Source organism: Enterococcus villorum, assembly GCF_007990225.1.
In the GTDB taxonomy this organism is placed as follows: domain Bacteria; phylum Bacillota; class Bacilli; order Lactobacillales; family Enterococcaceae; genus Enterococcus_B; species Enterococcus_B villorum.
Genome location: NZ_BJWF01000042.1, coordinates 1 through 21,675 on the forward strand (window position 1 = coordinate 1; position 21,675 = coordinate 21,675).

Genomic DNA, 21,675 nt, shown 5'->3' on the forward strand with positions numbered 1-21,675 from the left:
TTTTTGAAGGTTTTCTTTATCATTTCGTTGTATGAAAAGGTCAATTCTTTCGGTTTCCATATTTGGTTAAAGAAATGCCTCTTGCTTCACACCAATCTTTGGTTGTACCAGAAATGATTAATGATTGATGGTGTAAATCTTGAATGTTTTTTGCTCCGACCATGGTAAAAAGCAGTTGAAGTTCAGCTTGCCATTGCTTGATTAATAGGACGGTTTCTTCTACACCATGATCCATCAGATAAGTCAAAATTGTTCCTGAAATGCCAACTGCTTTTGCACCAAGACAAAGGGCTTTGAAAATATCAAAAGCATGGCGAATTCCCCCAGAAGCAAGTATTTCTACTTGGTATTGGGCTTCATTTGCCTCTAACAGAGACGTAACGGTGGATTGTCCCCAATCTGAAAGATAATTCAGTTCTCTTTTAGTGCGACGGGCGTTTTCAATCTGTGTGAAGCTTGTTCCGCTTCGTCCACTGATATCCACTGTTTGGACGCCTAATTCTGCTAATGTATCAATGGTTTCTCTTGTCATACCGAATCCGACTTCTTTTACAATCAAAGGAACAGGGATTTCTTTGTTAATGGTTTTGATTAATTCTTTCCAGTTTGAAAAATCACGATCACCCTCTGGCATGACTAGTTCTTGCGGTGCATTGAGATGGATTTGTAGTGCATCTGCATGAAAAAGCATAATGGCTTCTTTTGCTCGTTCTAAAGATGTGCCAGCACCGATGTTGGCAAGTATTTTTCCTTCAGGGTAGACTTCACGCATAATCGTATACGTGTCAGCTAAAGAAGGATCTTTTAATGCAGCACTAACCGAGCCTGTTGCAATCATCAAATTCGTTTCTTTAGCAATCAGCGCTAAATCACGATTGATTTTTTTTGTTTTTTCACTTCCACCAGTCATCGCATTGATGTAGAAGGGATAGGCTAAGTTTAAGCCAGCCACAGTTGTTTGAAGAGTGACCTCTGAGACAGACATTTGTGGAAGAGGAGTATGCACGATTCGAATCGTGTCGAATTCATTTTTTTGTTTGTTATGAAATGCTTTGGCTAATGAGACATGTTCATCTTTTCGATTCATCCTTTTTCCTTTCGTTGGTTACTGTATACGTGCAATGGTAAAGGTGTAATTTCTGCTTGCTCCCAAGCGCTCATTAAAGGCAAAATGCCTGATTTTTGATCCACAATAACGATACCACAGTCACCGCCACCTGCTCCAGAAGATTTTGCGGCTCCTTCGTATTCTTCTGCTAGACTACATAGTTTATTTAAAGCCGGCGTTTCAATCAATACACCGGTGATAGCGGATAACTCATGCAATAATTTTCGATTCTGTCTGATCATTGATTGAATCAGACTGACATTATTTTCTTTAAAGCCTTTGATCATTTCACGAACACAGACGGTACTGTCTTGTAAGAACTTCTGATAAGCAGTCATCTTTTCTGTTCGTGAACGATGAACCTGATCGACTAAATCAGAAGTGGAGGCGGGGCTACCGGTCCAGCCAATGAGTAAACGAAGATCTTTTGGTGTTGGAAGGGATTCAATAGATAATCCTGGCCAGTCCATTTTTAATAATTCGGCGATTGAATGCTGTTTTTCTTGATCTTGCAACCAATGATGATCAAAGGTTGAAAAAGCAATCCATCCACCGTAACAACTGGCTGCGATATCCCCACAAGAACCATTATCTTGCACAGCTAGATTGGCTAACGCTGCAATTTTAAAAATCTCAATTTGTGTTAAATTCAAGGCATAAAAAATATTTAAGGCTTTAACAGTGGCTACCGTTACTGCACCACTTGATCCTAGTCCATATTTACGTCCATTGGAACTATCCAATTCACTCGTTACTTTTAAATCATAAAATGAAAGTAAAATATTTTTTTCTTGGGCATATTTTTCAGTTAAGTGGATGGCTGCAAGAATATAATGAAATGGATTTTCTCGGACATCAAAGACTAGCTCTCCATTACGACGAGTCCAGCGAATAGGCATACCGCTATATTGAGCAGATTGGATGCTGCCTACTTTTCGTGCAGATTCCACGGTCACTGTGACAAATTGATCAATGGCTACGATAACAGCCGGATGACCGGTTTCAACAACTGCGTATTCCCCAGCAATATAAAGTTTTCCTGGTGCAGATACTTCAATCATAAAAATCTCCCTTTATTCAATAATCGTCATTCCTGGTCCTGCAAAGGCGGAAATGACTTGTTGGCTACTAAATAAGTCACCAAAGGTTTGTTGTACCGTTGCCAGATGTTCTTTTTGAACCAGCACTTTTACATTAGGACCAGCATCCATCGTGAAGTAACAAGGCACACCATTGTTTCTTAACTCACGAACAGCTTGCATGGCTTTTAAACTATCAGGTGACCAATAAGTAAATGGTGGATGAGCAGCTAATGTTGTTCCGTGCATTTTTAACCCGTTTTGTTCCATGGTTTCGCCTAGAAGTTGAAAGTTTTTAGTTTTGATGGCTCGTTTTAATTGAGTGAGGTCTGCTTCTACAGAATCTAGCCATCCTTGATAGAAGCTTGAAGTTTCAACTGTTCTACGCATACCATCGCGGCTTGAAACATCCTTTTTTTGTTCATTTAACAGCAAAAAAACCATCGCTAAATTTTCTTCAAAACCATCGGAAGGAACCTGTTTGGCAAAAGAGGTCTCATCGTCTTGTCCTTTTTCCCATTCAACGAAACCGCCAAAAATACTACGACAAGCCGAACCAGATCCTCTACGTGCGAGTCTGGATAAACTTCGGTCATCTAATTCTAAATTTAATGCTTGATTACAAGCTCCTGCTAAAGCGGCTAAACCACTTGCAGAAGAAGCCAGACCAGCAGCAGTGGGAACGAAATTATGACTGATGACTTTGGCTTTTTGCGTTGTCTTAGCTTTTTTTCTCGCAATATCTAAAAACGCACTAATTTTTGCTGTGGCTTTTTTGTCTTGTAATTGATTATCTAAATAAAATTGATCTTCATTGAATGTGTCAGAAAATATCACTTCAGTCTCTGTGTAAAATGCGTCCAGTGTCAATGACAAACTGTTATTCATAGGAAGAATCAATGTTTCATTTTGTTTACCCCAATACTTGATAAGGGCAATGTTTGTGTATGCGCGTGCTTTACCTTTAAACATAGGTATGTACTCCTAATCCTTGAATCCAAGTCGCAGCGGCGCCTGCTTGTAAAAGAGCATCGCTAACTGCTTGGGCTATTGTTTTTGTTTGAGCCAGAGCAATCATGCAACCACCTCGTCCTCCGCCAGTGAGTTTTGCACCCAAAGCACCATTGTTTTTAGCTGTTTCAATTAATTCATCTAAAAGATCATTACTGATCGTCAAGGCACTCAACGTTTGTTGGGCTTCATTCATTGCTTGAGCTAAAGAATGCGGGTTATTTTCGATGATCGCTTTTTTTGATTGTCTTGTTAAGTATCCTAGTTGTTGGATTTTTTGTCCAACTTTTTGCTGATTTTTTTCAAATAAATGATCGACATCTTTGACAGCTGCTCTTGTTTGTCCTTTAATGCCGGTATCAGCAACAATTAAAAAAGCGTCAATATTTAAAGAAAAATAATCAAAAGGATGCCCTTTTACAAAGTAGATCGGTTCTAAACTGCTTGTTGCAGCCGCATCGATGCCACTAGGATTACCATGGGCAATTTTTTCTGAAACTTGAACATTTGTCAAGAGTTGCTCTCGAGAAAGTGGTTGATTAAGATAATCGTAAAATGCGCGAGTGATAGCTGTTGCGACTGCTGCGCTTGAGCCCATTCCTCGCTCAGCAGGAATCGTACTGTTGATCGTCAATTGGATCGCTTCGTTTATTTGATGTTCTTTTTTTAACTTGATCACTAACTGCTTGATATTTTTTAACGCATGAGGGGCGTGGCTTAATTTTCCTATATAGTAGGAAGAAATAAGCTGGTCCGTGGATGAAGAAGGTAACTCTTTCAGTGAAGCTACTACCTTTGCTGCATGAAAGGGAAAAGCAATCGCTGGTTCTCCATAAACTACTGCGTGTTCACCCATCAAAATAATTTTACCATTTGATTCCCCTTGGCCATAATTTGCCATAATCTAACTCCTTCTTTTATTCCCATAACATTTGAGCAAAAAATAAAGCGCTCTGGATCCTTTGCGCTAACGAACAGAATTTTTAACATGTCAGTTCAAAAAAACAATTCATCTTTATTTTACTAAAACCGTTCAAGAAGTAAAATAAAGAATACGTTTTCTAGAGAAAAAACACTTTTTTCTTAAGATTTTTTTGATTTTTTATTTGTAAATTTCTGGGTTCATTTCTATTTGACACCACCAGATATTGGGGGTATATTAAAAAAGAATTGGAAATAGGTACAATATTTAGTGATGAAGTGAGTTGGAGGTTAATGAGTGTGATCGTTTTAGCAGGTACCATTGGGGCGGGAAAATCAAGTTTAACGGAAATGATGGCAAAACACCTTGGAGGTCAAGCCTTTTATGAGTCAATTGAGGACAATGAAGTACTCCCATTATTTTATGCCAATCCAGAACAATATGCGTTTTTATTGCAAATTTATTTTTTGAATAAACGTTTCGAAAGCATCAAACAGGCAATGAAAGAGGACAATAATGTATTGGATCGTTCTATTTATGAAGATTCCTTACTTTTTCATTTGAATGCAGATCTAGGAAGAGCCACTGAAACTGAGGTACGCGTGTATGACGAATTGCTGGCAAATATGATGGAAGAACTTCCGCATGCTGCGTACAAAAAACATCCTGATCTATTAGTTCACATTCGAGTTTCATTTGATACAATGCTTGAACGAATTGAAAAAAGAGGACGTTCTTATGAACAATTATCTTTTGACCCATCGCTATATGATTATTATAAAGAATTAAATCTTCGCTACGATCAATGGTATGAGGAATACAACGAAAGTCCTAAAATTCAAATCGATGGGGATCGCTTTAATTTTGTCGAAGATGCCAAGGCAAAAGAGGCCGTACTAAAAATCATCGAAAAAAAATTAGCAGAAATCAGACAAGAAGTAATTGTTTAATAAATCTTTGTTGAAGATGATAGAATGGACAGGAAGAATTTTCTGTTCATTTTTTTATGCTTAGATCTACCTAAAGGAGAGGAGATAGAGATGAGAGAGAAGTATTTTTTTAATGACGAACAAAATTTTTGGATGAATGTACCAAGCAATGATATGATAGCGATAAAAAATTTAAAAGAAGAGTATGGGATAAGTGATGAGATGCTAACTTATTCACTTGATAAAAACGAACGAGCGCGCGTGGAATATGATAACTTAGAGGAAGCGTTATTGTTAGTCACGAATGTTCCACATCAGCAAAAAACTGAAAATCATTATGAAACGAGTCCAGTAGCGTTTATTTTAAAAAATGATGGTTTATTTACATTTACAACGGAACATACAGAATATGCGGTTCGTTTGGTTCATTCATTACTAGAAAGAGAGCCAACTATTTCAGTTTATAGCTTGCTGTTTCGAACATTATTCTTGATTTCAGATTCTTTTTTCCCACTTATTGAAGAAGTCAATAGTGAGAGGCAACGCCTCAATGTTCGACTAAGAGAGAAGACGACCAATAAAAATTTACTAGCTTTATCAGATTTAGAAGTGGGCTTAGTTTACCTCGTTACAGGAACAAAACAAAATGTCGTTTTATTAGAGCAAATGAAAGCATTAGCCGTTTATCGTAAATTAACGGAAAAAGAAAAAGAACAGTTAGATGATGCGCTGATTGAAGCAAAACAAGCAGTCGAGATGACTAATCTTGCTTCGCAAATTTTGGATCAATTATCAGGAACATACAATAACTTATTGAATAACAATCTGAATGACACCATGAAATTTTTAACTGTATGGTCATTGATTCTTACTGTACCAACGATTGTGACAGGATTCTTTGGCATGAATTTACAATTACCATTTACTCATTCTGTATTTGGATGGGGGATTGCTTTAATTATCAGCTTAGTTTTGTCTATTTGGATGTTAGTTGCATTATGGCGCAGGATTCGCTAAAAAACTAGCTCACCTTTTTTAAGGTAAACTAGTTTTTTATCATTTTTTATTTAATTACACGGAATAAGCTTGCTGCTTGGTCTGGAGCCCAAGTACTATCTCCATAGTTCACGTGAGTTTGTAATGTAGTGTAGCGTTTTCCTTGATGAACGACTACTTCATTTTCTGTGTATGTTTGAGGTGCAAAGAAGCTTCCTAATTGCCATTGTCTGCCCTCTACTTCTGTTTCGCCTTCTGATTTTTCAGCGGTTGTGATTCTTAAAGTGTTACTAAAATCAGATACTTCATTTGAGTTGCTGATTGCTTTAACCGTATAGCTATATGTTGTATTTGCTGAAAAGTTTGTATCGTTGTAAGTAGCATTTGAAGTTGAAGCGATTTTTTTGCCATCACGATAAATATCGTATTGTTTAATTCCTTGTGTGTGTGAAGAACGTCCCCACATTAATGATACGCTACTACTTGTTGTTCCCATAGAATGCAAATTTTGAGGAGCTGTTGGTTTTTCTTCACTAGCTTGCGCAGTGGTAGTAACAGAAATCGCTGTTTTATTTGAAGTTAATCCACCTTGACCGACTGCTTCAATTTCATAACGATAGGTTGTTTCTTCATTTAGGTTTTTGTCTTCAAAAGAAGCATTCACTGAGTTTCCTACAAGTACACCGTCACGGTAGATATTATAAGAAGCTGTGTTGGCTTGGCCATTCCAAGCAAGTGAAACGGAAGACGCAGTTACATTTGTCGTGCGAACATTTTGTGGAGCAGTTGGCGCTACTGGTAGACCAGTTGAACCTTTAACATTGACATCGATTACGTTATAAAAAGCATTTGGTGTATCTGCAATGTCCCAGACAGCTAAAACCACATGGTAGCCTAGTCGGTCATTTGGGATATTAATAAGTTGGTTAGGATTATTTGTTGCTGGTGAGGCATCGTGATCGATTGTACTGATTAATTCAAAACTATCGCGTGCCAATGGAGCATCTGGATTCCAATCTGCTTTCGTAATATAGTAGTGCCATTTAGCCGTTGAATGAGGTGCGGTATAGTTCCACACAATATTCATAGGACCTTGGGTAACTTCTTGTTTAGTCCAGCGACTACTTGTTTGATTATCTAAGACGAAATCATTAATTTGACCTAACCCTCCTTCAGCAGAAGCGATTCTTCCGTCGGCAGGTCCTGCTTGTGGAAACCCTTTTCTAGCTTCAAGAGATTGCTGATTTGTGATGACGTTACCATATTTTGCAAATGCTGCGTCATAACCAATAGTATCCCGATCAAGTCTACCTTGATAGCCTCGGCTAGGGGGTGATTCAACAAACCCGTGAGCTGAAGCATTTGTTTGATTGATCATTAAAGTACTAAAAATAGCAGTAGAACATAACAAAGTTGTTAATAATTGTTTTTTCATCTTATTCCTCCGAATGTTTTTTTAGATAACGATTATCGATGTTTATAATGATTCACAAGATGTAATGATTCATAAGTTGTAATAATTATTATCTGTATATAGCATAACAAGAAAATCGACTTTCTTGCTAACCAATAAATACCTAGCATTAGGTAATTTTTGTTTTTTTATTTTAAAAATAACTTTTATGTAAATTATTAAATAATATGAATAAGCAAGAGGAAAGTCGACTTAAATAAATGGTTGACAAATAGATAGTGATTTGCTATAATTTCTAAGTTGAGAAATAAAAGCAGAAGCACCCGCTTCTCGCCTTAGTTGATGCAGTCACTGGGCTAGATAGTTTTCATCTATTGTCATTAGGTGAATGACGTGCGGGTTCTGTAAGAGAACTCGTTTTTTTTATTGTCGAATATTCGGCACGCTTTTCTTTCTCTCATAATATTTGGAGGTGAATGACCATAGCAAAGGATATGATGGTTAACGACGGCATTCGTGCACGTGAGTTACGATTGATCGGTTCAGACGGTGAGCAATTAGGAGTAAAAACAAAAGTAGAAGCATTAAGAATTGCAGAACAAGCAAACTTAGACCTTGTGTTAGTTGCCTCAAGTGCGAAACCACCAGTTGCGCGAATCATGGACTACGGAAAATACCGTTTCGAGCAACAAAAGAAAGACCGCGAGGCGCGTAAAAAACAAAAAGTGATCAATGTAAAAGAAGTTCGTTTAAGTCCAACGATTGACGTAAATGACTTCAATACAAAACTTCGTAATGCACGTAAGTTCTTAGAGAAGGGCGATAAAGTAAAAGCTTCTATCCGCTTCAAAGGCCGTGCCATTACCCACAAAGAAATTGGTCAAAAAGTCTTAGATCGCTTAGCCGAAGAAACTGCGGATATTGCCACAGTGGAACAAAAAGCGAAAATGGACGGACGCAGCATGTTCTTGACGCTGGCACCGAAAAACGACAGTAAGTAATTTGAATGACTAACTGGCTGTTGGACAGTCGATAGTCGGATAACGAAAGATTTTGAGGAGGAAATATAGTCATGCCAAAACAAAAAACACACCGCGGATCAGCAAAACGTTTCAAACGTACTGGTAAAGGCGGATTAAAACGTTTCCGTGCGTTTACAAGTCACCGTTTCCACGGTAAAACAAAAAAACAACGCCGTCAATTGCGTAAAGCAAGCATGGTTTCTAGTGGCGATTTCAAACGTATTCGTCAACAACTAGCAGGAATGAAATAAACAACGCAAATAATAATTTCAAGAAGAAGATTTATTTAGGAGGAATTAAACATGGCACGTGTTAAAGGTGGAACAGTCACTCGTAAACGTCGTAAAAAAGTGCTTAAATTAGCAAAAGGTTATTACGGCTCAAAACACACTTTATTTAAAACAGCAAAAGAACAAGTAATGAATTCATACAACTACGCATATCGCGATCGTCGTCAAAAGAAACGCGACTTCCGCAAATTGTGGATCGCTCGTATCAATGCAGCGGCTCGTATGAATGGCTTAAGCTACTCAAAATTAATGCACGGTTTGAAATTAGCTGAAATCGACATCAACCGTAAAATGTTAGCTGACTTGGCTGTAAACGATGCAGCAGCATTTACTGCATTAGCTGACCAAGCCTCAAAAGCCCTAGAAAACAAGTAATAGGTAACTTTTGAATACCCCGAACCCACTCTAGCTAGTGGGTTTTTTATTTTTCATTTTGTTATATTTCATTCATAAACTCAGCAAAATGATTAGCAGTTTTATCTCTTTGGTCTTTGGATAAGTAAGTGTAAATGTTCAGTGTCGTTTTCACGTTAGAGTGACCAATTCTTTCTTGAGTTTCTTTAATTGGGATATTTGCTTTGTATAATAGACTTGCATGTGTATGTCTAAAAACGTACATTTGGATTTCTTTACCAGTTTTTTCCTATATAGCCACTGAAATGCTAAAAATCATACTTTGGTTATACCTGATTCGAGATACGTATTCTTATAATTAGAAAAAATAATCTGATGAGGGCTTATTTTAGATAAATCAAATTTTATTGCATGTTTTTCACGCCATATTTTAGAGCTTCTCATTTGGTATTGTCTAAACTTATTTTTCTAAAACCAACCTGTGTTTTCGGTAGGTGAATTAGGGTTTTGTTCCTTTTTAGTAAAAAAATTTGAAAATTCTTCTTACTGATTTAAATTAAGATTTTTTACCGATAAACAAAAAAACTTACATAAAAGTTGTATCAACAATTTTCAGGTTGATATGATGGTCTTATTTTGTTGTGACAAAAACCTTGGATACAGGAAGTACACTTATTGATGAAAAATTGCAGATTTTAACGATTTGCAGATTTTAAATGGATAGGCACTGGAAATTAAGAGAAAGCATATAGGGCAACCATGAGTTATAAAGATATTTAATTGTGGGTTTTCAAAGGATAATGTATAATTTTCTTGATAATAATATTGATTGGGGAAAATTATGAAATTAAATTTATCTGACTAACTCACATATTTAATAGCTGATAAAAATATTAGCTGTGATATTTTATCAGTTACTGAAGCACAGAATATACTTGAAAATACAAATTTCTATTATAAAATTACTTGTTATAAGAGAAACTTTAGAAAAGATAACAACGATAAGTATATTGATGTAGATTTTTTTCATTTATATGATTTATCGATAATAGATATGAGGATGAGGCATCTATTTAATAAATTGTGTTTAGATATAGAACACAGTTTAAAAAAGAACTTAATTAAAGATATAACAAATAGTACTGAAGATGGATATGCTATCGTCAATGAATTTGATTCCTTTGGGAGAGCTAAATTTAATTTAAAACAACAACAAATGAGACAACTTTATGGACAAAATTACAGAAATGTTAATTATAAGTCAATTTTAAAAAGAACAATTTATAATGTATCTGACCCTAATGATTATGATTATCAAATATCACAGAAATATTTTAATAGTACTTCTGTTCCGGTATGGGTCTTAATAGAAAAGCTGAATTTTGGACAATTGATAGATTTTATAGAGTTTTATGTTGATACACAGAAAAACAATTATGCTTATTATAAAACAGCTGAGGAATTACTGATAATGATAAAACGTATCCGAAACGCTTCTTCCCATAATCGCCCGATATTAATGAATATTGCGAATAAAAGTCACTCAGGTGGTCTCGTTGTTTCTTCCAATATAAAAGGATTTCTTACAAAATATCAAATTAATAAGAACGTTAGCAGGAAAGAAATTTCACTATACAATAATTTGCTTGAACACACTAAAATTCACGATATTTTTTGCCTGATTATTTTATATAAAGAATACATTGAAAGTGAAAAAATGATTTTTGCCAGAAGAAAAGAGATTAAAAGCTTTATTTATCGTGCAAAATTGAATAAAAAGCATTATTCAAAACATAATAAAATGAAAAACATTTTTTTGTTTTTATCTAAATCATTAAACATCATCTAAAATTCTTCCCAAAGTCATTTCCTTATGCTATGATAAATATACAAAGGAAAGGTGTCGGTTATAGCCCATAGACACTGCGTACTAAGGAGCAAAAGAAATTTTGTGAATTAGGCGTTATGGCATAATATAAAAAAGTTTACTAGAGATTTGTTCCTGTTAATTTCTAGTAAGCTTTTTTATTTTGAAAAATAGAAATAAAACAAGGTGAATTATAATAGATGATGTTATATCAGTGTTTATTATTCTACTCAAAAATAAAAGAATGTAATTCATGGAACAAATGTACACTTAAGGAGAGTATGAAGGTGAGTACAGTAACTTTTAGAGTGACTGATGCATAAAAGCTTTTATTCAAAGCAGGACAGATTTAAACGGGTTATCTCTTTCTAAATTAGCAAGGACAAAGTTGCTTGAAAGTTTAGAAGATCAAATTGACATGAATTTATGCGAAAAAGCTATGGAAACACGCAAAAAACAAGATGAAAGTAGTTCTCATCAAGAGATGTTACGAGAGCTGGGAGCATGATAGAAACAAGGTACATAGTTCGGTACGGAAAAAAGGCTCAAAAGGCTTTGAAGAAAATGGATAATCAGCGAGCTAGATTGATTTTAGTGTGGATATCTAAGCACTTAGAAGGGACGAATAATCTAAGGGTTCATAGTAAAGGGTAATTTGGAAATAAAAGTGGCCAATGGCGAGAGTTGGTGATTATCGATTGATTGCTGATATAAATAACCACACGATTACAATATTGATTATTGAAATTGGTTATCGGTGAGAGATATATAAGAAAAGGTAACTCTAATAGATGAGTTGTCCTTTTCTTATATTTATTTGCGTGTTGAATTGTTTGTGCAAAGGTCTGTAGCTTTAGTGTAAACCATGTACAAGTAAGTGCCTCATTAGCCGAATTTTTTTACTCAGAAATTTCGATTGATCGTTTTATCTTTTCACCGGTAACTGATCCAGAAAGTATATAAACTTGATTAACTTATATAGAATATTTTAAGTGTAAATACGTATTTATCATTGTTTAATGATCTGTATAAAATTCTATGGAATCTGTAGAGTAGCTGAACTGCTAACTAATCAAAAAAATGTTGTTTCACCAACTTAACTGCGCCTTTTTAACTAGCTGTGGAGACTAGTTTTTTATTATGCTAGTATGTGAGTATGTTTCACTTTCCATTGTTCTAATTTAATGTTTAGCCAAAAACCATATATTCCAATAGTTATAATAGTTAGAAAGAACCATTTTATCCAATTTCCGAATAATTGCATTGCAGTTCCATCAAAATATAATCTTTTTCCATTTATAACGGTATGTTTTACTTTCCAGTTGTATAACAAACAAATCCCCCACGGAGTACAGATACCTAGTGTACAAACTGCAATTAAAGTTGCTAAAATAAAAGTTCCGATATAAGTGGTCAAACCTCCGTCAAAATATGAATTTTTCATTTTTAATCATTCTTTTTTTTGTTAAAATATATTTGTTAATACTCTCGTTAATGAGACGAAGACAGGCTATTACACGGCTTTTTAATTGTAATTTTTATTCTCTCTTGTTTTTTTCAAAAAAATCTTATTTTCGGAAAAAAATAAAAAAATCTTTTGTTTTTTGCTAAAATAAATAGTATCAAAAGAACAACACTTGCCATGTGATTTGATATCATTTATACTTGCATCAAATTAAATGGGTAGTTACTGGGAGAGCAGGCTATACCTAACAGCAAGTGTGTTTTTGATGCTTGTAGTTAAGTATGCCTGTTTTTCTAAGATTCGAGGAGGTGACTAGGCTTGAAGATTAAAAAGATACTTAACAACAATGCTGTTTTAGTCGGAAAAAATGGACAAGATTTTATATGGATTGGCACTGGTTTAGGTTTTAAAATGAAGCCTGGCTTAGTAGCAGATGAAAGTAAAATTGAAAAAATTTTTGTATTAAAAGAAAAATCGTCGCATCAGCGATTTGAAAGATTAATAACTTCTATACCAATGAATTATTTTTCGTTAACAGATGATATCATCCGATTAGCACAAGAGAAATTGGATTATAAGTTAAGTGAAATGCTTTATATGTCTTTGACAGATCACCTCTTTCATTTAATGAGACTTTATAGAAAAGGAATATGTATACATAACCGCTTGTCATGGGAAATTAAAAAAAGTTATCTGAAAGAGTTTGAAATAGGAAAACAAGTATTGCCATTAATTGACAAAAAAATGAATGTTACATTAGATGACGAAGAAGCTGGTAATATTGCGTTGCATCTCATCAATGCACAGATCAATGAAGACGGGATACAAACAATTGATGCAAGAAATGTGGTTAAAAAAATTCGTGATATTATTGCTATTATACGCTTGTCAAATAAGCGAATGATCAATGAAGACTCGTTAGCTTATGATCGATTCGTTACGCATCTGCGTTTTTTCTTTCAGCGTTTAAATCGTTGGGAAATTAACGCAAAACCAAATCCACTGTTAATTTATGTAAAAGACCAATATCAACAAGCATTTCAGACTATGCGATTAGTGGAAGAATATCTTAATTTGACTTTAGATGAGGATGAACAACTGTACTTAACTTTGCATATTCAAAAATTAATAGCGAACGATTAGGGTTGTTACTGGTAATGCAGGCAAGACTGACAGAAACTTTTAGTATTGAAAGTTTTTGTTTGTCTTGCTTTTTTTTATTGAAAAAATAGAAAGGAAGAAAAAAATGACCTACGAAAAATTAGTAAAAGAAATTTTAAATGGGGTTGGAGGGAAAAGGAACATCCTGGGCTTAACTCATTGTCTTACTCGTTTACGTTTCACTTTAAAAGATGAAGGAAAAATAAATATAGCAAAATTAAAGGGATTACCTGACGTGGTGGCTGTTGTTCAAAGTGGGGGACAGTACCAAGTGATTATCGGTAATCATGTACCAGACGTATATAAGGAATTCATTGAATTGGTGGGATTATCCAAAGAATTAGAGGTGTTAAAAAAGAAAGGATTATTAAATAATTTTATTGATATTATTTCTGGTATTTTTACTCCAGTGATAGGATTATTAGTTGCAACAGGAATGATTAAAGGGCTGAATATTTTATTTGTATCGTTAGGGTGGATGACCAATACTTCAGGGACTTACGTTATTTTGCAAGCGGCAGGTGATTGTTTCTTTTATTTTTTCCCTATCTTTTTAGGCTATACAGCAGCAAAGAAATTCAAATTAAATCCATTTGTCGGCATGGCCTTGGGAGCAGCATTAGTTTATCCCACAATTGCTGGGATGACAGCGAACACAAAGCCTTTATATACATTGTTTTCTGGCACAATTTTAGAATCTCCTGTCTATCTTACTTTTTTAGGAATGCCAGTTATCTTGATGAATTATGAAGCAAGCATTATCCCAATCGTCATTGCAACTTATTTTGGTAGTAAATTGGAAAAAGCTTTAGACCGAGGGATTCCTAGGTTATTAAAAAATTTTTTTATTCCTTTTTTGACAATATTAGTCATGATTCCCTTAACTTTTATTGTAATTGGACCTATAGCTACTTGGACAGGTAAATTGTTAGGAACAGGTATTTTGACAATTTATCATTTTAATTCAATTGTTGCAGGCTTTGTCATAGGAGCTTGTTGGCAAGTTTTAGTAATGTGTAGCTTACATTGGGGAATTATTCCGATTGCCATTAATAACATTAGCGTGTTAGGTTACGATCCTGTGATGGTTTTAGGATTAGCAACTCCATTTGCTACTGCTGGAGCTGTGCTGGCGGTAATCATAAAATCTCGTAACACGTCTGTTCGAGCAATTGGCATCCCAGCTTTTATTTCTAGTCTAGTTGGTATTTCTGAACCATCGTTATACGGAATTACTTTGCCACGAAAGAAACCATTTATTGCTACGTTGATATCAGCTTCTATTGGTGGAGCAATTTTAGGTGCTTTTAGAACAAAGATGTTCACCATTGGGGGTATAGGTATTTTTAGTTTACCAAATTATATTAGCCCTGACACAGGGATTAGTCAGGGATTTTATGGATATATTTTTGCGATCGTAACCGCATTTATTTTGTCCTTTTGCTTAACGTTCACCTTCTTATATGATCCAAAAGAAGACCGAAAAGAACAAGAAAAAAAAGACCATGAAAAGAAAAAAGCAGAATCTAAAAAAGCTGGTTTATTAACAGAAATAGTCATTCCACTACCAATTATCGGTAAAGTTATTCCCTTATCAGCTGTCAATGATACCGTGTTTTCTACTGGAATATTAGGAAAAGGGTTAGCTGTTCAACCTAATTTAGGGAGAGTGTATGCTCCGTTTGATGGCACCGTTGAAACATTATTCCCAACAAATCATGCCATTGAATTGAAATCAGTAGATGGTATTGAGTTATTGATCCATATTGGAATAGAAACAGTTAATTTAGAAGGGAAATACTTTGAACCAAAAGTGAAGCAAAAAGATATCATCAAGAAAGGTCAACTATTACTAGAATTTGACGAAAAAGCGATTCAAGCAGCAGGTTATTCGATTGATACACCAATTGTTGTGTCAAATACAAAAAAATATTTAGATGTGATGGGAAACGTCAAAGACCATGTATTAGTTATTATGAAAGGATGCGTGCGATAATGATTGATATTTTTCGTGAGCTTATTTATCTAATTATGGCAATTTATGAAAACGACTAGATGAAAACATCCAAATTTCAAAGGTTGAGGAGAAAAACGACAGCATTTGGTCAATTTTATAAGAGAGTAAACTTGTATGCCTGCTTGGTGCGAATGGCATACAGGTTGTTATAATTTTATGCACCGTATGTTGGGACAACTAGAACCATTTGACCATTCTATTTTTAATTTTTCACTGTAATAGACATTGATTGGTTGAAAGAAGCAAAGCAATCATCCAACCAGTGTCTAATTTTTAGTTAGTGAAAAAGCACATAGTTTTACCCGATGGTTCTATTCAGCCAGTTAGTTTTATAACTCAAATACATGTTCACCAAAAAAGAACCCCATCAATTCAGTGGTGTTCTTTTTAGTAAGTTGATTAGTTGGCAAAAATGGCGTTTATTTAAAAAAATGATATAATTTCTTTTGTAAATAACAATATGCTTTTTTGTATCAAGCTGAAAAGAAAGTAGGAGTGAAGTGAAACAAATAAAAGAAAGCGTGATTAGAAACAAAAAAATATTGGCGATTTTAGCTACGTATCTTGTTATGGTTGTGTTGAATTTTTTAACGCCCCTCATTGCAGATGACATTGAATACATGTATAAAACCACTAGTTTTTCAACTATTCTGCATGATGAATACACACAATATATGACATGGACGGGAAGATCAGTGGTTCATATCATTGCACGTCTCTTTTTACTAATGCCAAAAACAGTGTTTAACCTAGTCAATCCATTGATTTATGTATTATTGGCTTTATTGATTTATAAGATGACTACGAAAGATGATACTATTTTTTATACATTTAAATATTTTTTGATTAACCTATTTTTATGGTTATTCTTGCCAGCATTTGGTCAAACCATTTTATGGGAAACGGGAGCGGCTAATTATTTATGGGGTGGTATAATTGTTACGAGTTTTCTATTTATTTACCATCGCTATTATGAAAATGAGAAAGAGTTGCCTTTTCATCCGGTCATAAATAGTATATTGGTTACTCTTTTGGGAATTTTGGCTGGTTGGTGTAATGAAAACACATCAGGCGGGATGATTCTGATTGTCTTAGGCTATCTCTATTTTTACTATCAAAAGAAAAAGCCGTTTAAACCATGGATGTTTACTGGGATACTGGGAGCAGTTTTTGGCTTATGGATGATGGTAACAGCCCCTGGGAATGCACAACGAGCGGCTTATTTTGCTCGTAGCCAATGGTCATTGCCACGTAAATTGTATTCCGGTGTTTTTTCGATCACAAAAACATTATATGAACATAGTTTGTCTCTTTTCATATTAATGGCGATCCTCATTGTATTGAGTCTATTTTTACAGCGACACAAAGAATGGTTAAAGCTATCGTATATTTATCTTTTTGCAGGTATTGCGACAATTTATGTTCTGTCTCTTTCACCAGCCGGACTTGATTGGGGACGTTCATTTTTTGGTGGGGTTTTATTTATTATTATAGCTATGGCGTTTGAGTGGCCTGATCAAGTGATAAAATCTTTTTCAGGTGTTTTTTACGGTGTGATTAGTGCTGTACTTATCACTCAATTTTTATTTACTTTTGCTTTGGGGATGAATGATATGATTCTTTCTTATCGAGACATTCATCAGCAATATCAATATGTGAAAGAGCAGAAAAAACAAGGGAATGTAAATCCTGTGATAGCTGACTTTACGATCTATAACAGTACGGGGCACACAGCTTATTCCAGCGGACTTTCTCATGTTCGAGTGGATGCATCAGCTCAAGTAAATCGAGCGAACGCGAAATATTTTGGTTTAGAGTCGATTCGTTCTGTGCCAAAAGACACTTGGAAAAATATTTATCAACACGGTGATGCCGAATTAATGAATACTTGGGATGTATCCACTTATTTTGAAAAACTAAGACAAGCAAACCAAACCATCCTTCTTTCAGGAGCAGGTAGTAATAGACAAATGAATCAACTGTTAGCTGAAAAGATCAAGGAGCTTTTCCCAACATTTAAGACCGATCAACTTTCTCAAGATTGGAATTTTGTTGGAATCCGTATAGTAGGGAAAGAAACACAATTCGCACAAAATGAAAACTATAACTTGTTCACTCAAGTAATTAATGGAAAAAACATTTCAGTGGTTTCTAGTTTCACTCCTTATGAAGAGCAGCAATTCGCAAAAATAAAAGTTGGTGAAGTCAATGCTGGCAGAAACACGACAGGAATAAACATTGCTGTTTTATCGAAAGACGGCAAGTTATTAGATGCTGTCAACATTCATGTAGAGAATGATCAAATGATTCTTTCAAGGTAATGATTGTAAATAGAGTAAAATAGAAAACATCTCATAATCTGGATTATATCCAAGTTATGAGATGTTTTATTATGGTTAACCATTTTTGGGAAAAGAAATAGAATGAACTTTACAAAATTTAGAAATGAACCCAATAATGGCATTTACTGTTTTTTATCAACAAATAGTAAAGTGTTTTCCTATTTAAAGAAGGAGCAATTCACTAATAAGAATCAAGGAATTTAGCTCTTTCTTTTTTTATTATTTAATTATCGATTAACATTACATCAATAAGTTGTTTGATATCTTCTGGATTGTTGGTAGGAATACTAATTGTAGAAGCTTCATCTAGTATCTTTTGAGTTTTTTCTTTAACTAGTTCAGGATGATCGGAAGTTTCATCATGTTGCCAGTGTGAAGGAACCTGATATTGGGTTATTGTTCCGTTATGATTGCTAGAATAGACGACTAAACCTTGAAAACCAACACCTCCGCTAAGTGTCACCGTTTCAGTAGGAAATACGACACTTCCTGGATCATAAGTATCAACAGGTGTACCCGCTGGAGATTTTGAGACATGCAACTCAAAACCTGTACTTGGATCAGCTAGCCATTGTTTATAATGTGTTCCCATCACAGCTAACCAAACTCTCGCATATTCGATTTGCAGATCAGAATAATTGCTTAATAAATTAGTTGAGTTATCTGTTGATTCGCTCATTTGTGGACTTGACGACACACTTACAGAAGTAGAATTTTCATTACTGATAGTTGAGAGCATAGTTGACGACAGAGCAGTGGATGAAAAGGTGGAAGAGTTACTATTTTGAGAAGTAGTTTCACTGTTTTTCTTTGTAGAATCAGTTGATTTACTATTTTCTTTACTGTCTGTTGTGGTTTCATGAGAAGTGGTAGTTTTAGTAACGGTTGATTCAGATGTTGACTGGCTTGTACTTTTTTGTTCGCAACCAGCAATCAAAAATACGAGAGGGAGCAAAAAGAGTATACTTTTTTTCATGAAATTAACCTCCAATGATTAAAAAATAAAGGAACAAATTTTTTTGATTAATTATACCTCTGCCTAATAAAGAAGGAAAGCTAATTTTGTTATGAAGTTATTTAAATATGAAAAGAATGACACGAAAATTAAAAATTAAGCGAGTATGTAGAGTGATTTACTTCATATACTCGTTTTTTTGTCACAAATAAAATAAATGACCGACATATCTAGGTGTATACGAAAAGCTGCGACAAAACTTTAAAGAAAGGAGGAAAAGCAATGATAGAACAGGCGATGATGAAGAAAAAGGAGGTGGGGAGAAATGACTGCTTTGACAAAAGTATTTGCCACCGATCAAGCATTGGTTCATAGCTTCTTTCTATTGGTTCTTTTAGATCTTATGACCGGTTGGCTCAAAGCAAAGGCGAATCATACTTGGTATTACGCATTAAGCTGGCGTGGACTTTGGAAAAAACTTAGCCATTTTGTATTGTTGATTCTTACAGGAATCGTTGATTTTGTTCTGAGACAAAATGGGATTCATTTGGAGTTTACATTGGTCAAAGTGTTTACGACTTGTCTAATTTTTACCGAGATTGGAAGTATTCTTGAAAATATTGCAGAAACAGAAGTTACCGATTATTTTCGATCAGTATTAAAAATGATTGAAGAAAAAATGAGAAAACCACTCTAGATAATTAAATAACGAAAAGAAATGAAAAAAATCTTCTTTTCCTTGTCACAAATGTTATTTATTTTACGACATAATCTTCCAAAAGAATGACTGGAGTGGGTAATATGGATTTTTGGACAGAACGAATCAGTGAAGTAAAAGTTTACGTAGAAAATCAAAATGAAGAAGATTTAGAAACTATTTTATTGAACTTTATTCCTTATTTGAAAAAAATGGCAGAATATTCGCACTATTTAGCTAAGAATGCAGGTATCCACATTCCATTTGAAGATTTTTATAGCGCCTACTTGTTTTCATCTTGGCAAGCGATTGAAGATTCTCGAAAGGCTGATCAAGCAGACTTAAATTTCAAAAATATATTTTTATACTGTCTGTTTATTGCAGAGAAAAATGTTTGGCGTTTATATAAGAAAAAATCAGGCAAAACCACAGATAAAAACGGAGTCACTTATGCTAGTGGCCGCTGGCAAACAATTGATGAGTTCAATCATCTTTTTAATCCCACTTTTTTGGATGAAGGCACACTAATAATCAAGGATATATTAACTAAATATCAAAGGATAGCGCCTGACGATGCCCAGTTTTTTTCTTTGATAATAGAAGGTTATTCTTGTGCCGAAGCTGTTAGCTATTTATTTTTTGAAGAATACAATGCACGTATGCGGAAAAAAATCGAGCGAATGAAACGAAAATTCAAAATATATTTGGAAAGCGAAAATTTTTTTCTTTTTCCTGTCACAAATGATGAAAAACTCCGACATATCTAAGTGATTCGAATTAAAAGCTGAAAAGAAATTTTTATGAGAAAAAGTGGAGATGAATAATTGTAGATAACATTAAAAGGAAGCGTTCGCAATCATAGAAAACAATTAGTCTTAAAAAAATAATTAACAGGAGGAAATAAAGAATATGGGACAACTTGAAACAGCAAAAACAATTTGGAATTATTTAGTCGGTCAAGGTTGGTCGAAAAATGCAGTTGCAGCTTTGTTAGGTAATATGCAATCCGAAAGTAGTATTATTGCGGATAGATGGCAAAATGATATTGTAGGAAATATGACTGGAGGATATGGATTAGTTCAGTGGACGCCAGCAACTAAATATATTGATTGGGCAAACACAAAAGGGTTAGACTATAAAGAGGTTATTTCCCAGTGTAAACGAATAGAATGGGAAGTAGCAAATAACCAACAATTTATATGTCCATCTATGACTTTTCAACAATTCAAAACGAGTAATCAAACACCTGAAGAACTAGCCAATCTATTTCTTCGATATTATGAGATTCCAGAAAATCTTAATCAACCAGCCAGAGCTCAACAGGCAAGATACTGGTACAATGAACTGAGTAATCTAACTATAAATCCTACTTCGAGGGGAAAAGTCATTGATTGGTTCACTAAACATAGAAATCACCTTACTTATAATATGTATGGCTCTCGAAATGGTGCAGATGGTACAGCCGATTGTTCGGGAAGTATTACTGTAGCAGTCAGTGAAGCAACAGGTATTCCTTATGATTATCTTTATAGTACAGTTACCTTAGGGGGGTATCTTGCAAGATGTGGCTATCAACTTGTTTTAGTAGGGAATGCCAGCGGAGCTACGTTGAACCAGATTCAAGATGAAGATATTATCCTTTTGTCTAAAGGAAATTCGATGGCGGTTTCTGGAAACGACGGCGGGCATACAGGTGTCGTTAGTGGCGGTGGAAAGTATATTACATCCACATGTTACTATACGAAAGGTGCAGACAATACAGCTATTCAGGATTTAAGATTAGATGCCAATTATTTAGCCGAAGATGGATTTAATTATTATGAGGTTTGGAGACCTTCTGACACCTCAAACTATCCCACTGATAACATCCAATCTATTCAGCCAACTCTCCCATCATTTACGACAAACGTTCATTATTGTTTGCGGGTACTCGGTGGAACGTGGTTAAGTGAAATCACGAACTTTAATGATACGGATGCTTATGGTTTTGCAGGATTACCAAGAAATCAACATGATATGCTTTATATCAAGGTAGATTCAGGGACG

Annotated in this window: 21 protein-coding genes and 1 other annotated feature; of the genes, 13 read left to right on the plus strand and 8 right to left on the minus strand. The window is 34.7% G+C overall.

Annotation, left to right across the window (positions count from 1 at the left end):
- Positions 1 to 40 precede the first annotated feature (40 nt).
- From fni to mvk, 4 genes are read right to left on the minus strand one after another with little or no spacing between them, the layout of a single operon-like run.
- The gene (gene fni / locus EVI01_RS11540; RefSeq protein ID WP_010750607.1) at positions 41 to 1,087 is read right to left on the minus strand and encodes a type 2 isopentenyl-diphosphate Delta-isomerase; all 1,047 of its coding nucleotides are present in this window, start codon (positions 1,085 to 1,087) and stop codon (positions 41 to 43) included.
- Positions 1,084 to 2,169 (minus strand): phosphomevalonate kinase, encoded by a 1,086-nt coding sequence (locus EVI01_RS11545; RefSeq protein WP_010750606.1) that lies wholly within the window; start codon positions 2,167 to 2,169, stop codon positions 1,084 to 1,086. The genes fni and EVI01_RS11545 overlap by 4 nt, the downstream gene beginning before the upstream one ends.
- 12 nt (positions 2,170 to 2,181) lie before the next feature.
- Complete coding sequence (gene mvaD, locus EVI01_RS11550) at positions 2,182 to 3,159, minus strand: diphosphomevalonate decarboxylase (RefSeq protein ID WP_010750605.1); 978 nt, start codon at positions 3,157 to 3,159, stop codon at positions 2,182 to 2,184.
- Positions 3,152 to 4,099: a mevalonate kinase gene (gene mvk, locus EVI01_RS11555; protein ID WP_010750604.1), complete on the minus strand. Its 948-nt coding sequence runs from the start codon at positions 4,097 to 4,099 to the stop codon at positions 3,152 to 3,154. Before mvk ends, mvaD begins: the two co-directional genes overlap by 8 nt.
- A gap of 314 nt (positions 4,100 to 4,413) precedes the next feature.
- Here mvk and EVI01_RS11560 point away from each other — a divergent pair, with 314 nt between their 5' ends.
- Positions 4,414 to 5,070: a deoxynucleoside kinase gene (locus EVI01_RS11560; protein ID WP_025480613.1), complete on the plus strand. Its 657-nt coding sequence runs from the start codon at positions 4,414 to 4,416 to the stop codon at positions 5,068 to 5,070.
- Positions 5,071 to 5,160: 90 nt separating this feature from the next.
- Positions 5,161 to 6,066 carry a magnesium transporter CorA family protein gene (locus EVI01_RS11565; protein WP_010750602.1) on the plus strand — a complete coding sequence of 302 codons (906 nt, stop codon included), beginning with the start codon at positions 5,161 to 5,163 and terminating at the stop codon, positions 6,064 to 6,066.
- Positions 6,067 to 6,112: 46 nt separating this feature from the next.
- Here the strand turns inward: EVI01_RS11565 and EVI01_RS11570 are convergent, their stop codons facing one another.
- Complete coding sequence (locus EVI01_RS11570; RefSeq protein ID WP_010750601.1) at positions 6,113 to 7,480, minus strand: lytic polysaccharide monooxygenase; 1,368 nt, start codon at positions 7,478 to 7,480, stop codon at positions 6,113 to 6,115.
- A 284-nt stretch (positions 7,481 to 7,764) separates the two neighbouring features.
- Positions 7,765 to 7,891, plus strand: a sequence feature (ribosomal protein L20 leader region).
- Positions 7,892 to 7,935: 44 nt separating this feature from the next.
- On the opposite strand from EVI01_RS11570, the gene infC reads away from it, so the two are divergent.
- The 3 genes from infC (at position 7,936) to rplT (ending at position 9,146) form a co-directional block, all read left to right on the plus strand.
- Positions 7,936 to 8,460 carry a translation initiation factor IF-3 gene (gene infC, locus EVI01_RS11575; RefSeq protein ID WP_010750600.1) on the plus strand — a complete coding sequence of 175 codons (525 nt, stop codon included), beginning with the start codon at positions 7,936 to 7,938 and terminating at the stop codon, positions 8,458 to 8,460.
- Positions 8,461 to 8,531: 71 nt separating this feature from the next.
- Positions 8,532 to 8,732, plus strand: coding sequence for a 50S ribosomal protein L35 (gene rpmI / locus EVI01_RS11580; protein WP_010750599.1), 201 nt, complete (start codon positions 8,532 to 8,534; stop codon positions 8,730 to 8,732).
- A 51-nt stretch (positions 8,733 to 8,783) separates the two neighbouring features.
- Positions 8,784 to 9,146: a 50S ribosomal protein L20 gene (gene rplT / locus EVI01_RS11585; protein WP_010750598.1), complete on the plus strand. Its 363-nt coding sequence runs from the start codon at positions 8,784 to 8,786 to the stop codon at positions 9,144 to 9,146.
- A gap of 61 nt (positions 9,147 to 9,207) precedes the next feature.
- On the opposite strand, the gene EVI01_RS14155 is transcribed toward rplT, so the two are convergent.
- Complete coding sequence (locus tag EVI01_RS14155; protein WP_025480612.1) at positions 9,208 to 9,390, minus strand: tyrosine-type recombinase/integrase; 183 nt, start codon at positions 9,388 to 9,390, stop codon at positions 9,208 to 9,210.
- 666 nt (positions 9,391 to 10,056) lie between these two features.
- On the opposite strand from EVI01_RS14155, the gene EVI01_RS11595 reads away from it, so the two are divergent.
- Both EVI01_RS11595 and relB read left to right on the plus strand, forming a co-directional pair.
- A complete protein-coding gene (locus EVI01_RS11595; protein WP_081630618.1) occupies positions 10,057 to 10,974 on the plus strand; it encodes an Abi family protein in 918 nt (305 codons plus the stop codon).
- Positions 10,975 to 11,323: 349 nt separating this feature from the next.
- Positions 11,324 to 11,500 carry a type II toxin-antitoxin system RelB family antitoxin gene (relB, locus tag EVI01_RS13915; protein ID WP_244150182.1) on the plus strand — a complete coding sequence of 59 codons (177 nt, stop codon included), beginning with the start codon at positions 11,324 to 11,326 and terminating at the stop codon, positions 11,498 to 11,500.
- 630 nt (positions 11,501 to 12,130) lie between these two features.
- Here the strand turns inward: relB and EVI01_RS11610 are convergent.
- Positions 12,131 to 12,436, minus strand: coding sequence for a YjgN family protein (locus EVI01_RS11610; protein ID WP_010750596.1), 306 nt, complete (start codon positions 12,434 to 12,436; stop codon positions 12,131 to 12,133).
- A 339-nt stretch (positions 12,437 to 12,775) separates the two neighbouring features.
- Between EVI01_RS11610 and EVI01_RS11615 the strand changes: the two genes are divergently transcribed.
- The 3 genes from EVI01_RS11615 to EVI01_RS11625 all read left to right on the plus strand — a co-directional run bounded on the left by EVI01_RS11615 (position 12,776) and on the right by EVI01_RS11625 (position 17,956).
- Entirely contained in the window at positions 12,776 to 13,600 is an 825-nt protein-coding gene (locus EVI01_RS11615; protein WP_010750595.1) for a PRD domain-containing protein, read from the plus strand.
- Positions 13,601 to 13,703: 103 nt separating this feature from the next.
- Positions 13,704 to 15,614 carry a beta-glucoside-specific PTS transporter subunit IIABC gene (locus EVI01_RS11620; RefSeq protein ID WP_010750594.1) on the plus strand — a complete coding sequence of 637 codons (1,911 nt, stop codon included), beginning with the start codon at positions 13,704 to 13,706 and terminating at the stop codon, positions 15,612 to 15,614.
- Positions 15,615 to 16,135: 521 nt separating this feature from the next.
- Entirely contained in the window at positions 16,136 to 17,956 is a 1,821-nt protein-coding gene (locus tag EVI01_RS11625) for a DUF3329 domain-containing protein (RefSeq protein ID WP_010750593.1), read from the plus strand.
- Positions 17,957 to 18,200: 244 nt separating this feature from the next.
- Here the strand turns inward: EVI01_RS11625 and EVI01_RS11630 are convergent, their stop codons facing one another.
- Entirely contained in the window at positions 18,201 to 18,953 is a 753-nt protein-coding gene (locus EVI01_RS11630) for a YdeJ family lipoprotein (RefSeq protein WP_010750592.1), read from the minus strand.
- 304 nt (positions 18,954 to 19,257) lie between these two features.
- Between EVI01_RS11630 and EVI01_RS11635 the strand changes: the two genes are divergently transcribed.
- From EVI01_RS11635 to EVI01_RS11645, 3 genes are all read left to right on the plus strand, one after another.
- On the plus strand, positions 19,258 to 19,629 hold the full coding sequence (locus EVI01_RS11635) for a phage holin family protein (protein ID WP_010750591.1): 372 nt from the start codon (positions 19,258 to 19,260) through the stop codon (positions 19,627 to 19,629).
- A gap of 104 nt (positions 19,630 to 19,733) precedes the next feature.
- Positions 19,734 to 20,396, plus strand: a complete 663-nt coding sequence (gene bacL2, locus EVI01_RS11640) for a BacL2 family protein (RefSeq protein WP_010750590.1) — start codon at positions 19,734 to 19,736, stop codon at positions 20,394 to 20,396.
- Between the two features lie 142 nt (positions 20,397 to 20,538).
- A partial coding sequence (locus EVI01_RS11645; RefSeq protein ID WP_261766398.1) for a phage tail tip lysozyme occupies positions 20,539 to 21,675 on the plus strand: 1,137 nt, incomplete at its 3' end.